This window comes from Trebonia sp., assembly GCF_030042015.1.
Lineage (GTDB): Bacteria > Actinomycetota > Actinomycetes > Streptosporangiales > Streptosporangiaceae > Trebonia.
Genome location: NZ_JASIAL010000253.1, coordinates 1 through 13,913, shown reverse-complemented (window position 1 = coordinate 13,913; position 13,913 = coordinate 1). Strand labels below are relative to the sequence as shown.

The window sequence follows — 13,913 nt, the reverse complement described above, 5'->3', positions numbered from 1 at the left end:
GCGCCCTCCTGGGCCAGCCGGATCGCGTGGCTGCGGCCCTGGCTGCGCGCCGCGCCGGTGATGAAGGCGACCTTGCCTGCTACTCGTCCTGGCATGTGACAGCTCCCTTGCTGCTGCGGCTATTACGTCAGTGGGTGACGTAATAGATCACATGCTAATGTCAGACACTGACACAAACAATTGCTTGTGACGCAGGTCTCATCGAGGCGGTGCGAGTTGACCCAGCCCAGCGTGCTCGACGCGACAAGCCCGCGACGCGGGCGGCCGCGGTCCACCAGCTGCCGGGAGCTTGAGCTGATCGCGCTGCGGCTGTTCACCGAGCAAGGCTTCGAGAACACCACGATCGAGCAGATCGCGGCCGTGGCGGGCGTCAGCGAACGGACGTTCTTCCGCTACTTCGGCTCAAAGGCCAGCGTGCTGTGGACCGAGTTCGAGACCGAGGTGGAGGCGATCCGGGCAGCGCTCGGCTCGGTCCCAGACGAGGTACCGATGATGGACGCGATCCGGGACGCGGTGGTCTCCGCGAACCACTACCGGGCCGAGGACGTCGCGGAGCTGCGCATGCGGATGAACCTGATCGGCACGGTGCCGGCGCTGTCGTCAAGCGCGGCGGGGCACTACGAGGCCTGGGAGCGCGCGGTCAGCGAGTTCGCCGGCCGTCGGCTCGGCCAGCCCGCCGGATCGCTATACCCCCTCGCGGTCGGCCGGGCCGCGCTCGCCGCCTGCCGGGCGGCCTACGACCGCTGGTCGGCGCGGGCGGACAACGACCTCACCGTGTACCTGGATGCCGCGCTGACCGCGCTGGCGGCAGGGTTCGCCATGGAAAAGGTCGACCGCGCAGCGCTGGCAGCTGACTTAACGAGATCGCGGGGCTGGGTCCTCCTGCCGGCGAGATCATCGATGCCGTCGCCGCGTCGGTGGCGCAGGCGCGCGGGAAGGGGAGTCGCCACCCTTTCGTGACCATCACAGCGGGTGGCCGGTGGCGTGCCAGACCGCGAGGACGAGCGCGCCGGTGAGCAGCGGGAAGATGATCCAGGTCTCGCCGAGCTTGGCCGTGGTGAACTGCAGCGGACGCGGCAGCAGGTGGAATTCGCGTTCGCTGAACGGCCAGAGAACCGGGCACCCGCCGTGGGTGAGCTCGTCGCCGGCGATATGCGCGGCGCAGCCCAGCGCGGTTGCCAGCGCCAGCAGCGGGACGTGCCAGTGGCCAAGCGGGACCGGGACCACGTCCCAGCGGGTGTAGCAGGTGATGACCGCGCCGCCGATGCCGAGCAGGTCACCGTGGTGCCCGCCGACGTGGACCGCGCGCAGCGCGGCCGAGTACAACAGCGCGAGGTACAGCCCGGCCGGGACCATATGCCAGGAGAACGCGGCGTGGCCTGCCGACTGCGCTCCGGACAGCTGGTAGGCGCCGGCGGCCAGCGCCCCGGCGCTGAACACCGCGATGCCGACCAGGCTGTGCGTGCCGTGCCGGTGCCCGCCGGAGATCCGCGCCACCACCCAGGCGAACGCCTCCGTGAGGAACCCGAACGACCGGGCCACCGTGCTGTCCGGGTGGTCGATGTCCGGCAGCACGCCGGCCCCGCCGGTGAGCAGTACCCCCGCGGCCAGGTGCGATCCGGTCACGTGCAGCGTCGGACCGAGCGCCGCGAAAGCGAGCGCGCCGCTCAGCGCGTGATCCCTGCCCAGCATCTAGCCACTCCCCGTGTCCCGACAGCGGACGTACGCAGCAGTCAGCCTGACACAGGCCCGCCGCGCGGCGGCGGAGGCGCGCGGGCGGGGGCGGCGCGAAGCCCGTAGCATGAGGACGTGGCGGCTTTCGCGGGCGTGGTGCTGGCCGGCGGGCGGTCCTCGCGGATGGGAACGCCCAAGGCGGCCCTTGAGTGGCATGGCTCGACGCTGCTGCGACGGACGGTCGGCATCCTGGCGCGGGCGACCGCGGGGCCAGTCGTCGTCGTGCGGGCGGCCGGGCAGGAGCTGCCGGCGCTGCCGCCGCGCACCGTGGTCGTGGCTGACCCTCGCGAGGGCAAGGGCCCGGTGCAGGGGATCGCGGCCGGGCTGGCCGCTCTCGCCGGGCAGGCCGAAGCGGCCTTCATCAGCTCCACTGACATGCCGTTCCTGCACCCGGCCTTCGTCCGGCGGGTGCTGCGGGTCGTGCAGGGTGACGGCGCCGACGTGTGCCTGCCGGTCGCGCGGGGCTACCCCCAGCCGCTCGCGGCCGCCTACCGGACCAGCCTCGCGGCGACCGCCGAACGGCTGGTGAAGGAGGACCGGCTGCGTCCGGCGTTCCTGTTCGACGAGTGCGTGGTCCAGCGGCTGGATGAGGCGGCGCTGAAGACCGACCCGGTGCTCGCCGCGCTCGACCCCGAGCTCGACTCGGTGCTCAACGTCAACGAGCCCGCGGACTACCGGGCGGCCCGCGCCAGGCCCGCCCCGGAGGTGACCGTGCAGCTGTTCGGCGCGGTGGCCAGGGCGGCCGCGGGCCCGGGCCAGGCGAAAGGCCCGCAGGCGGTCCGCGCCGCGACCGTGCAGGAGGCGGCCGACGGGGTGGGTCTGGTGTTCGACCGGCATGTCACCGCGGCGCTGAACGGCGACCAGATCACCCGCGACGGCACGACCCCGCTGGCCACCGGGGACACCGTCTTCTTCCTGTCCGCCGACGCGGGTGGCTGAGGCGGCTTCCTGCTATTCCTGGTCCCAGTCGCGGAGCAGGTCGAACAGGCGCAGGTCGCCATCGAGTTGCAACGAGTCGAGCGGGATACGGTCGTAGAAGGCGAGGACCAGTTCGGCGGCTGTGCCGCGGGCGGAGGCGTAGGCCACGTCCAAGTCGGCGGCGGGCATTGTGCCGGGCGCGGGCAGGCGGGCGGTCCGTGCGCCGTCGGCGGATAGGGTCAGGCGCCAGGAGCGGCCCTCGGCGGCGTGGAAGTCGAGGGCAGCGTCCTCATGCGGCCAGGGGGCCGTCCACGCGCAGCAGGTGGACAGGAACTCCTCGACGCCGTCGAGTGCCGCCGTGTCGGGCAGCGGCCGCGGGGCGCCCAGGGTGATCTGGGCGTCGTAGGTGTGCACCGTGACCTCCTGGAGCTGGTGCCGGGCGACGGCACCGGAGGTCTGCGGCGACTGCGATCGACCCCACCACGTCCAGCAACCGCGATCCGGGCCGGCCTCGCGCAGCGCGTCAAGGAGTAGCCGCGTCGATGCGGCCGACCAGGCCAGCAGGGGCTCGCGCTCCCGGGGCGCAGTCCCGGCGACCTCCGGCTCGGACTCGGCCGGGGGAGCGGCACCCGGGCCGGCGCTGACGATGGCGGCCCAGTTGCGGTGCACCGCACCCAGGTGCTGCGCCAGATCAAGCAGCGTCCACTCGGGGCAGGTCGGCACCTTCAGCTCCAGGCCGGGCGCGGACATGACCGCGGCGCGGAAGGCGATCGACCGCTCGTCGATCAGCCGCAGCAGAACGGGGAACTCCAGAGCCTCTTCCACACCGGTTGTCTATCACCGCGACCCGCCAGCTGGACAGCGATTTTCCGGGCAGGGGCGCGGGAGGCCGTAGCATGACGACGTGGTGAGTACGCCGCCCGGCGGATACTTCGGACAGGCGCTCGTCGTCGACGTGACGGCGGGGACGTGTGAGACGCTGCCGCTGCCCGGGCAGGTCCTGCGCGGCTACGTGGGCGGCGCCGGCCTGGGCGTCTGGCTCCTGCATCGCCTCGGCCCGCCGGGGGTGGACCCGCTGGGCCCGGCCGCGCCGCTCGCGTTCGTGTTCTCCCCGCTGGTCGGGACCCCGCTGACGACGAGCGCGAAGTTCGCGGTCGTGGCCAAGTCGCCGCTGACCGGCCTGCTGACCGACGCGCTGGCCTCCAGCCAGTTCGCGATCGCCGGGAAGCTCACCGGCCACGACGCGATCGTCATCCGCGGCCGGGCGGCGCGGCCTTCCGTGCTGCTCATCGACGGCGACGGCGCGCGGCTGACCGACGCGGAACACCTCGCTGGCATGCCCGCCGCCGATGCCGACAAGAAACTGCGCGGCGAACTCGGCCGCGGCTGGCGCGTGGCGGCGATCGGCCCGGCAGGCGAGCGCGGGGTGCGGTATGCGACGATCTCGCACGACGGGCGGCACGCGGGCCGCGGCGGGCTCGGCGCCGTCATGGGCGCCAAGAACCTGAAGGCGATCGCGGTCCGCGCGGCGGCGAAGGTCGGCATCGCCGCGCCGGATCTGGTGCTCGCGGCCGCCAGGGACCTGCGGCAGCGGTCGTTCGGGCCGGCCACCGCGAAGTACCGCGAGCTCGGCACGCTCGCCAACCTGCTCACGTTCAACGCGATCAGCACGCTGCCGACGCGCAACTTCCAGTCCGCGACGTTCGAGGGCGCCGAGCGGCTGGGCGCGGAGCAGACGACAGACGACGACGTGGCAGGCATGCGCCGGGTCGCCCGCAGCAGCTGCGCGTCCTGCACGATCGGCTGCGAGCACATCTACCGGGTCGGCACGGGCAAGAAGGCCCGGGTGGAGTACGAGAACGTGTTCGCGCTCGGCCCGATGTGCGGGGTGAGCGACCCGGCGGCGGTGCTGGCGGCGAGCGCGCGCTGCGACGACCTCGGCATCGACACGATCTCGGCGGGCGGCACGATCGCGTGGGCGATGGAGTGCGCGCAACGCGGCCTGATCGACGCCCCCTGGCTGCGCTTTGGCGACTCCGCCGCGCTGCTGCGCGCCCTGGATGAGATCGGCGCCCGCAGCACGCCGCTCGGCTGCCTCCTTGCTGAAGGATCAATGCGAGCATCCCGAACGGTCCGTGGCGACTCCGCTTCCTTCGCCCCGCACGTCAAGGGCCTGGAGATGCCCGGCTACGAGCCCCGCACGCTGCACTCGATGGCGCTCGGCCTCGCGGTCAACGCCCGGGGCGCCGACCACAACCGGTCGGGTGCCTACGAGGCGGACCTGTCCGGGGACCTGGACCGGCTGGACGGCGGCGACGCGCACGTCACCGCCGCGATCGAGACCGAGGACAGGGCCGCGGTCATGGACTCGCTGATCTTGTGCAAGTTCCTGCGCGGGGTGTTCAGCTCGCCGTTCGAGGAGTGGGCGGGGCTGCTGTCGGCGGTGACCGGCTGGGACGTCTGCGGTGCCGAGCTGCGCGAGACCGCCCGCCGGATCGTGCTGGCCAAGCGGGTCTACAACATCCGCGAGGGCTGGCAGCCCGCCGACGACTGGCTGCCCGACCGGCTGCTCAGCGAGCCGCTGACGCTGCCGTCGGGCCGCGTCGCCACGCTCACCGCGGGCCGCCTGCGGGCGATGATCGACTCCTACTACAGATTCCGCGGCCTCGACCCGCAGGGCCGCCCGGATCCGGCGGATCTCGCGGGCCTGCACTTGGACTGAGCGCCGCGCCCGGCGGACACGACACGCGCTTGCCGCCATACTGGGCGGGTGGAGCGGCGGGGATGGCGGTTATCCCGCAGACGGCATCGGCGTCTGCGGCAGGGGCACCGCGCTGGCGCCGTTTCCTGACGCCGTGGCGCTCGCCCGCGGACCAGCCTGCCTGGGCGCGGCCGGCGCTGCTGGCCGTCGCCGTCGTCGCGGCGGTCGCGTACGGCTGGGGAATGGCCGGCGCCAGCGTCGAGCCGTTCTACGGCGCGGCGGCCCGCAGCATGTCGCAAAGCTGGCACGACTTCATCTTCGGCGCGTTCGATCCCGCCGGGACCGTCACGGTCGACAAGCTGCCAGGCGCGCTGTGGGTGCAGGCCCTGTCGCTGCGGGTCTTCGGCTTTCACATCTGGGCACTGGTCCTGCCGCAAGTGGCCGAGGGCGTGCTCACCATCCTGGCGCTGTACCGGGCGGTCCGCCGACTGGCCGGGCCCGCGGCCGGCCTGACCGCCGCGGCCGTGCTCGCCGTCACGCCCGTCACCGTGCTGCTTGGCCGCGGCAACGTGTCGGACTCGCTGCTGATCCTGCTGCTCGTGCTCGCCGCCGACGCCACGTCCGCCGCGCTGGTCACCGGGTCGCTGCGGCAGCTGCTGCTCGCCGGCGTCTGGGTCGGCCTGGCGTTCCAGGCGAAGATGATCCAGGCCTGGCTGGCCCTGCCCGCGCTGGCCGCGGCCTACCTGCTCGCCGCCCCCGCGGCGCGGCTGCGCACCCGGTGCGCGCACGTCGCGCTGGCCGGGCTGGTCACCGTCGTGGTCTCCCTCTCCTGGATGACGGCGGTCTCGCTGGTCCCGTCCCAGGACCGGCCGTACGTGGACGGCAGTGCGAACGACTCGGTGTACACCCAGGTCTTCGACTACAACGGCCTGGGCCGGCTCACCGGGAACTGGGCGACGACCGCCGGGCCGGTGTCGCCGCTCGTGATCGCGGCCACGAAGAGCGGGCAGTCGCTCACCGCCGAGACGTTGGGCATCAAGCCGAGCTGGCACCGGCTGCTGGCCGGCCCGTTCGCGGCCGACAGCGGGTGGCTGCTGCCGGCGGCCGTCGTCGGCGCGGCGGGCGTGCTGATGTCCCGCCGGCGCCGGGGTCGGCGCGACCCGCTGCGCGCCGCCGTCGTGCTGTGGGGCGGCTGGTGGCTGATCCTCGCGGTCTTCTTCAGCACAGGCGTATTCATCAACGCGTACTACGTCGCGGCGCTCGTCCCCGCGGCCGCCGCGCTGTGCGGCGGCCCGTTTGACACCCCGTTCGAGTCGGCGAAGACCGCGCACGACAGCCGGGCCCTGGCCGCCGACGCGCCCGCCGTCACCAGGACGGTCCAGCGGCTGGAACGCGCGACGCCACCCGGTGACGCCTTGCTCGGCACCGACACGTCCGGGGCCGCGGACATCTACATCCTGTACAGCGGCAGGGAGGTGCTGCCGATCGGCGGCTACCTCGGCAACGTGCCTGCCCCGACGCTGGCCACGCTGCAGGCCGACATCAGCCGCGGCTACGTGCGGATATTCATCCTGCCGGTATCGCCGGCCGGCCCGGACCCGCGGGTGCGCTGGCTCGAGTCGCACTGCGCCAGGCAGGCCCCGCCCCCGGACGCTCGCCCGGTCCCGTCCGCGACGTTCGTCTGCGGACTCCCCGCCGCCCACCCGGTCCCCGCCCCGCCGGTCCCCGCCCCGCCGTCCGGCTAACGCAGTCCCGGCGGTGGATTCGCCCCGCACACCCCGCCCTCCCCTCGTTGCACGCCAAATGCAACTCAGATACACTTAGATGCATGAGCACGAGGACAGTCGGTTTCGCGATCGCGGACGAAGACGTGCCGAGACTGGAGCGGCTAACCCAGAAGTTCGGTCGCGGCAATCGCTCGGCGTTCCTGCGCGAGGCGATGCGGCAGATGGAAGTCATCGACCGGGCCGAGCGGCTTGCCGAGCTTCAGGCCTACGGCGCCGAGCGCTCGGCAGCGGCCGGACTGCAGGCCGATGAGGCGCTGGCGGTTGTGCGGCGGGTGCTGAAACGGCGGTGACAACACCGGTAACCGTTGACGTCAACGTGCTCGTCAGCGCCGTCGCCGGGGGGAACGACGCCTTCCACTCGTGGCCTTCGCCGCCCCCCGTGCGGGGCAATCTCGCGGCCAACGTCGTCGGCATCCTCAACGATGCCCGTGAGTTCGCCTTGTTCGTCAGCGAGCACATCCTGGCCAACGTCGTCCGGGTGCTTTGCGGCACACCGCCAGACGGGTACGGCTGGGAGGAAAAGCGGGCCGAGCAATACGTCCAGGTGATCGTGGAGATCGCGGAGGCGTCCGGCGGCGGGGTCGTCGAGCCTGGCGAAACCGTCGCGGACTGCCCTGACTACGAGGACAACCGCATCCTGGAGTGCGCGGCCGCCAGCGGATCGCTGCTCATCGTCAGTGACGACACCGACCTGCTGTCCATGTCGCCCTGGCGCGGGACACCGGTGCTCACATCGGCGGCGTTCGTCAAGCGAACCGATGCCATGCGCAGAAGCCGCGGGCGCTGACCAAGTGCTGGGGGTGACGACAAGGCGCGGGCCCTCGATCCTCAGGGCCGCCCAGGTCACGCAATTGCCGACGATCCGCGCTTGGCGTTGTGTCCGGCGGCGACGGATACTGCAGGCATGGCCATTACTGCCCCGGAGAGCACGGGGACGGTAACGCTCACGATCGACGGTCGTGAGGTCACTGCCCCCGAGGGCGCCACGATCTGGCAAGCCGCCAAGGCGGCCGGCATCGACATCCCCGTGCTGTGCCATGACGAGCGGTTCGATCCTGTCGGCGTCTGCCGGATGTGCGTGGTCGACGTGGGCGCGCCCGCGTTCGCCGCGTCCTGCGTGCGGGCCTGCGAGAACGGCATGCAGGTCAAGACCGGCACCCCCGAGGTCGAGCGCAGCCGCGCGATGCTGACCAGGCTGCTGATCTCCGACCAGCCACCGCGCGAGCGCGACCCGAAGCAGGTCACGACCGGCGACAACGAGCTGCTCGCGCTCGCCGACAGGTACGGCGTGACCGGCGACACCGGGCTGCCCTGCGGCTCGGGGCGCGGCGTGGACCTGTCGAGCCCGGTCATCGCCGTCGACCACGACGCCTGCATCCTGTGCGACCGGTGCACCAGGGCGTGCGACGACATCCAGAACAACGACGTGATCGGGCGCAGCGGCAAGGGCTACGCCACCCACATCGCGTTCGACCTCAGCGACCCGATGGGCGCCTCGACGTGCGTCTCCTGCGGCGAGTGCGTGGCCTCCTGCCCGACCGGGGCGCTGACCAACAAGCCGATCCACGACATCCCGATCAGGCCGCGCGCCGAGCTCGACGCGGTGGACACCGTGTGCCCGTACTGCGGCGTGGGCTGCGCGCTGACCTACTACGTGGACCGCGAGCGCGGCGCGATCGCCTACGCGGATGGCCGCGAGCAGCCGGGCTCGCACGGCCGGCTGTGCGTGAAGGGCCGGTACGGCTGGGACTACGCCGCGTCGCCGCAGCGGCTGACCGTGCCGCTGATCCGCAGGGAGGACTCCTACCCGAAGGGCGCGCTGTCCACCGAGGTGCGCGGGGACATGGCCGGCGACGGCGAGGCCAACGCCCACGGCATGGGCGAGGACGCCGCGGCCGGCCCGAAGGAGAAGCGCAAGGGCGGCAAGCGCGGCCGCAAGCCCGGCGGCCTTGTCGACTACGACGAGGTGCTGCCGCACTTCCGCGAGGCCACCTGGGAGGAGGCGCTGGACCTGGTCGCCAGGCGGCTGACCGAGATCTACGCCGCGGGCGGCCCGGCCGCGATCGCGGGGTTCGGCTCGGCCAAGTGCTCCAACGAGGAGGCCTACGTCTTCCAGAAGCTCATCAGGACCGGCTTCCACACCAACAACGTGGACCACTGCACCCGGCTGTGCCACGCGTCCAGCGTGACCGCGCTGTTCGAGGGGATCGGGTCGGGCGCGGTGTCCACCACGTTCGGCGACGTGGTCAACGCCGAGGTCGCGATCATCACCGGCACCAACACCACCGCCAACCACCCGGTCGCCTCGAGCTTCCTCAAGCAGGCCAGGCGCAACGGCACGACGATCATCTACGTGGACCCGCGGGGCGACAAGATGGCCGACCACGCGGACATCTTCTGCCAGCTCAAGCCAGGCACGGACGTCGCCTTCTACAACGGCGTGATGCACGAGGTGATCAGGCTCGGGCTGACCGACGCCGAGTTCATCGCCAACCGGACCTCGAACTTCGAGGCGCTGGCGGGGACCGTCGCCGACTACCCGCCGGAGCGGGCCGAGCAGATCACCGGCGTGCCCGCCGACACGATCCGCCGGGTAGCGCGGGCCTGGGGCCAGGCCAAGTCCGGCATCATCTTCTGGGGCATGGGGATCTCCCAGCACACGACGGGGACCGACAACGCGCGCTGCCTGATCGCGATGTGCGCGATCACCGGGAACGTCGGCAAGCCGGGCGCGGGCCTGCACCCGCTGCGCGGGCAGAACAACGTGCAGGGCTCCTCCGACATGGGCCTGATCCCGATGTTCTACCCGGACTACCAGAAGGCCGACGACCCGGCCGTCAAGGCCAAGTTCGAGCAGGCGTGGGGCACCGCCGACCTGGACCCGAAGAAGGGCCTGACGGTCACCGAGATCATCGCCTCGGCGCTGAAGGGCGGCGTGCGCGGCATGTACATGCTGGGCGAGAACCCGTTCCTCTCCGACCCGAACATCAACAAGGTGCGCAAGGCGCTGTCCGCGCTTGAGTTCCTCGTCGTGCAGGACATCTTCCTCACCGAGACCGCCGAGTTCGCCGACGTCATCCTCCCGGCGTCGTCGTACCTGGAAAAAGACGGCACGTACACGAACACCGACCGGCGCGTGCAGCTCGGCCGCAAGGTGCTCGACACTCCCGGCCAGGCCAGGGTCGACTGGGAGGTCGTGCAGGACATCGCCAGCCGGCTCGGGCTCGGCTGGCACTACGAGTCCCCGCGCGAGATCTTCGATGAGATGATCTCGGTCATCCCGAGCTACAAGAACCTCACGTATGACAACCTCGGCCCGACAGGCAAGCTGTACCCGAACCCGGACCCGGAGCACAGCGACGGGACCGTGGTCATGTTCGGCGAGCGGTTCAGGACCGACGACGGGCTCGCCCACCTGGTGCCCGCCGAGTGGCTGTCGGCGAAGGAACTGCCAGACGAGCACTACCCGTTCGTGCTCAACACCGGCCGGCTGCTCGAGCACTGGCACACCGGCTCGATGACCCGCCGTTCCTACGCGCTCGACGCGATCGTGCCCAAACCGCTGGTGTTCGTCCATCCGGACGACGCCGCGCGGCTCGGCCTCGCCGACGGCGACATGGCCCGGGTCAGCTCGCGGCGCGGCACGATCGAGCTCACGGTGCGGGTCTCGCACCGGGAGGCGCGCGGCAACTGCTTCATCCCGTTCCATTTCAGGGAGGCGGCGGCCAACCTGCTGACGACCGACGCGATCGACCCGGTCGGCTTGATTCCGGAGTACAAGTTCTGCGCGGTCAAGATCGAGCCCGCTAGCGTGCGCGTCCATGGCTGAGGCCCCGGTCCGCGTCCCTGGCGTGGAGGCACGGGCGGGGAAGTTCCCCGGCCCGAGCCTGATCCCCGCGCTGAACGCCATCCAGGAGCGGGTCGGCTGGCTGCCCCGCGAGGAGCTCGTCGCGCTGTCCCATGACGTGCACCGGCCGCTGTACGAGATCGAGGGCCTGATCTCGTTCTACCCGCACTTCCGCACCGAGCCGCCGAAGAAGGCCGAGCTGCGCGTCTGCCACGACCTGTCCTGCTGGCTGCGCGGGGCCGACGAGCGGATCGCCCGGCTGAGGGAGCGGTACGGGCCCGACGCCGAGGTGGAATTCGTCGAAGGCTCGTGCCTGGGCCGCTGCGACATCGCGCCGGCCGCCACGGTGAACGAGGCCCCGGTCTCGCTCGACGACGCGGACGCGGCGGTGGCGGCGGCGCGCCAGGCCGCTCCCCGCGGCCACAACGGCCAGCACGGCCACAACGGCCACGACGGCGATAACAGCAAGAGTCGGCACCGGTCCTGGCCGAACGACCCCTACCCCACGGCAGCCGACCGGTACGGCGTGCTCCGTTCCGTGCTGGCCGGCCGGGCCGACGCCGCGGACATCATCACGGCCCTGCAGGACGCCGGGCTGCGCGGCATGGGCGGCGCCGGCTTCCCGGCAGGCCGCAAGTGGGACCTGGTCGCGGCGCAGGAGGCGACGCCGAAGTACGTGATCTGCAACGCCGACGAGTCAGAGCCGGGCACGTTCAAGGACAGGGAGATCCTCGCCACCCAGCCGTACCTCGTGCTCGAGGGCCTGCTGCTCGGCATGCTCGCGATCGGCGCCGAAGAAGGCTGGGTGTTCATCAGGCACGAGTACGGACCGGAGGAGCAGGTCATCCGGCGGGAGATCGAGTGGCTGCGCGAGAGCGGGCTGGTCGGCCCCGACGCCGGCGGGTCCGGCAGGCGGCTGTCCGTCGAGGTGTTCACCTCACCGGGCGGCTACATTCTCGGCGAGGAGTCCGCGCTGATCGAGTGCATGGAAGGGCACCGCGGCGAGCCGCGGAACAAGCCGCCCTTTCCCGGCACGTACGGCCTGCACGGCCAGCCCACGCTGATGAACTCGGTGGAGACGCTCGCGCACGTGCCGATCATCGCGGCCCGCGGCGCCGCCTGGTGGACCGCCCAGGGCCGCGGCGACCATGCCGGGCTGAAGTTCTTCGCGGTCTCCGGCCACGTCGAACGTCCAGGCGTGTACTGCGTGCCGATGGGCACCACCGTCCGCGAACTGCTCGAGCTGGCCGGCGGGGTGGTCGGCGGCCTGCCGCTCGGGGCCATCCAGCCGGGCGGCGCGTCGTCGGACTTCATCGGCCCGGACCGGCTCGATGTCGAGCTCGACTTCGGCACGCTGCAGGCGGCCGGGTCCATGCTGGGGTCCGGCGCGCTGGTCGTGATGGCCGAGGGCACCGACCTGCTCGCCGCCGCGGTCAACGTGCTGCGGTTCTTCCGCGACGAATCCTGCGGCAAGTGCGTGCCGTGCCGGGTCGGGTCAAGCAAGGCGCACACGATCCTGTCCGGCCCCGGCCCCGGCCCCGGCGAGCAGGTAGCCGAGCTGGCCGAGGTGATGCGGCGGACCTCGATCTGCGGGCTTGGCCAGGTCGCCCTCGGCCCGGTGATGAGCGTGCTCCGTCTGACCGGAGGGAACCACGAAGGCTGAGCAGCGCGCCGGCCGGGAGTTCTTCACCACCCGGACGGTGGCGGAGGCGCTGGCCGGGTTCCGCCCGGCGCGCCGCACGCCCGTCGAGGCCGTGCCGCTCGCCGCGGCGCTGCGGCGGGTGCCCGCCGAGCCCGTCACGGCCCCGCACCCGCTGCCCGGGTTCGCGCGGTCCACCGTCGACGGGTACGCGGTGCGCGCCGCCGACACCTACGGGGTCTCCGAGGGCCTGCCCGGCTACCTCACCGTGACCGGCGCGGTCCGGATGGGCGCCGAGCCCGGCGTGACCGTCGTCCCCGGGGCGGCGGTCGCCATGCCGACCGGCGGCGTGCTGCCGCCCGGCGCGGACGCGGTCGTGATGATCGAGTACACCGCCGAGGCGATGCCAGGCACGATCGAGGTCGTCCGCCCGGTGGCCCCGGGTGAGGGGGTGGTGCGGGCCGATGAGGACGCCAGGGCAGGCGACATAATCATCCCGAACGGACGGCCGCTTCGCCCCCAGGATCTCGGCATGCTCGCGGCGGCCGGCGTGACGAGCGTGCGGGTGCACGCCAGGCCCTTGGTGACGATCTTCTCCACCGGCGACGAGGTCGTTCCGCCCGGCACGGACGTCCTGCGGCCCGGCCAGGTGCGCGACGCCACCGCCGCGGCCCTTGCCGCGCTGGTCGCCGACGCGGGCGGCAGCCCGGTGCCCGGCGGCATCGTGCCCGACGATCCGGGTGCCCTGGAGAAGGCGCTCCGCGCGGCCCTGCCGGCCAGCGACGTGATCGTGATCTCGGCCGGCTCGTCGGTCGGCGTGCGGGACGAGACCGCCGCCGCCGTCGCCCGGCTCGGCCCGCCTGGCATCTGGTGCCACGGCCTGGCCATCAAGCCGGGCAAGCCCACGCTGCTCGCCGAATGCGACGGCGTGCCTGTCATCGGGCTGCCCGGCAACCCCAGGTCGGCGCTCGTGGTGTTCCGGCTGATCGGGGCGCCCGTAGTGCGGCTGGCCGGCGGCTGCACGGTGGCGCCGCCCGAGGCGTCGACGCGGGCCAGGCTGAGCAGGGACCTGGCGTCGGCCACCGGGCGGCTCGACGTCGTGCAGGTCAAGGTCGGCGCGGGCGTGGCCACCCCGGTGTTCGGCCTGTCGGCGCTGCTGTCGGTGCTGACCGCGGCGGACGGGTACATAATCATCCCCGAGGAAGCCACTGGGCTGGATGCGGGTAGTGAGGTGGACGTGATCCTGTATGCCTGACAGCCCGTTCATCCGCGACGTGCCCGCCGCGC

General features: G+C 72.4%; 11 protein-coding genes. 9 read left to right on the top strand and 2 right to left on the bottom strand.

Annotation, left to right across the window (positions count from 1 at the left end):
- Nucleotides 1-216: 216 nt before the first annotated feature.
- Nucleotides 217-960, top strand: coding sequence for a mycofactocin system transcriptional regulator (gene mftR, locus Q1N79_RS13600; protein ID WP_300609006.1), 744 nt, complete (start codon nt 217-219; stop codon nt 958-960).
- A gap of 3 nt (nt 961-963) precedes the next feature.
- Here mftR and Q1N79_RS13595 read toward each other — a convergent pair whose 3' ends face one another.
- A complete protein-coding gene (locus Q1N79_RS13595; protein ID WP_300609004.1) occupies nt 964-1,692 on the bottom strand; it encodes a metal-dependent hydrolase in 729 nt (242 codons plus the stop codon).
- Nucleotides 1,693-1,809: 117 nt separating this feature from the next.
- Here Q1N79_RS13595 and Q1N79_RS13590 point away from each other — a divergent pair, with 117 nt between their 5' ends.
- Nucleotides 1,810-2,673 (top strand): NTP transferase domain-containing protein, encoded by an 864-nt coding sequence (locus tag Q1N79_RS13590; RefSeq protein ID WP_300609002.1) that lies wholly within the window; start codon nt 1,810-1,812, stop codon nt 2,671-2,673.
- A 12-nt stretch (nt 2,674-2,685) separates the two neighbouring features.
- Here Q1N79_RS13590 and Q1N79_RS13585 read toward each other — a convergent pair whose 3' ends face one another.
- Nucleotides 2,686-3,477, bottom strand: coding sequence for a maleylpyruvate isomerase family mycothiol-dependent enzyme (locus Q1N79_RS13585; protein WP_300609000.1), 792 nt, complete (start codon nt 3,475-3,477; stop codon nt 2,686-2,688).
- A gap of 79 nt (nt 3,478-3,556) precedes the next feature.
- Here Q1N79_RS13585 and Q1N79_RS13580 point away from each other — a divergent pair, with 79 nt between their 5' ends.
- The 7 genes from Q1N79_RS13580 to glp all read left to right on the top strand — a co-directional run bounded on the left by Q1N79_RS13580 (nt 3,557) and on the right by glp (nt 13,881).
- A complete protein-coding gene (locus Q1N79_RS13580) occupies nt 3,557-5,374 on the top strand; it encodes an aldehyde ferredoxin oxidoreductase family protein (RefSeq protein WP_300608998.1) in 1,818 nt (605 codons plus the stop codon).
- Between the two features lie 62 nt (nt 5,375-5,436).
- Nucleotides 5,437-7,098 (top strand): glycosyltransferase family 39 protein, encoded by a 1,662-nt coding sequence (locus Q1N79_RS13575; RefSeq protein WP_300608996.1) that lies wholly within the window; start codon nt 5,437-5,439, stop codon nt 7,096-7,098.
- Between the two features lie 83 nt (nt 7,099-7,181).
- Nucleotides 7,182-7,430, top strand: a complete 249-nt coding sequence (locus Q1N79_RS13570) for a hypothetical protein (protein WP_300608994.1) — start codon at nt 7,182-7,184, stop codon at nt 7,428-7,430.
- The gene (locus Q1N79_RS13565) at nt 7,427-7,927 is read left to right on the top strand and encodes a PIN domain-containing protein (protein ID WP_300608992.1); all 501 of its coding nucleotides are present in this window, start codon (nt 7,427-7,429) and stop codon (nt 7,925-7,927) included. Before Q1N79_RS13570 ends, Q1N79_RS13565 begins: the two co-directional genes overlap by 4 nt.
- A 117-nt stretch (nt 7,928-8,044) precedes the next feature.
- Nucleotides 8,045-10,969 (top strand): formate dehydrogenase subunit alpha, encoded by a 2,925-nt coding sequence (fdhF, locus tag Q1N79_RS13560; RefSeq protein WP_300608990.1) that lies wholly within the window; start codon nt 8,045-8,047, stop codon nt 10,967-10,969.
- The gene (locus tag Q1N79_RS13555; protein WP_300608988.1) at nt 10,962-12,650 is read left to right on the top strand and encodes an NAD(P)H-dependent oxidoreductase subunit E; all 1,689 of its coding nucleotides are present in this window, start codon (nt 10,962-10,964) and stop codon (nt 12,648-12,650) included. The genes fdhF and Q1N79_RS13555 overlap by 8 nt, the downstream gene beginning before the upstream one ends.
- A 37-nt stretch (nt 12,651-12,687) precedes the next feature.
- Nucleotides 12,688-13,881, top strand: a complete 1,194-nt coding sequence (glp, locus tag Q1N79_RS13550) for a gephyrin-like molybdotransferase Glp (protein ID WP_300608986.1) — start codon at nt 12,688-12,690, stop codon at nt 13,879-13,881.
- Nucleotides 13,882-13,913 lie beyond the last annotated feature (32 nt).

Bases quoted from the DNA above. Each gene is read 5' to 3' on its own strand.
- Q1N79_RS13595 (WP_300609004.1), bottom strand. From the start codon at position 1,692: ATGCTGGGCAGGGATCACGCGCTGAGCGGCGCGCTCGCTTTCGCGGCG.
- Q1N79_RS13575 (WP_300608996.1), top strand. From the start codon at position 5,437: ATGGCGGTTATCCCGCAGACGGCATCGGCGTCTGCGGCAGGGGCACCG.
- Q1N79_RS13555 (WP_300608988.1), top strand. From the start codon at position 10,962: ATGGCTGAGGCCCCGGTCCGCGTCCCTGGCGTGGAGGCACGGGCGGGG.
- Q1N79_RS13570 (WP_300608994.1), top strand. From the start codon at position 7,182: ATGAGCACGAGGACAGTCGGTTTCGCGATCGCGGACGAAGACGTGCCG.
- fdhF (WP_300608990.1), top strand. From the start codon at position 8,045: ATGGCCATTACTGCCCCGGAGAGCACGGGGACGGTAACGCTCACGATC.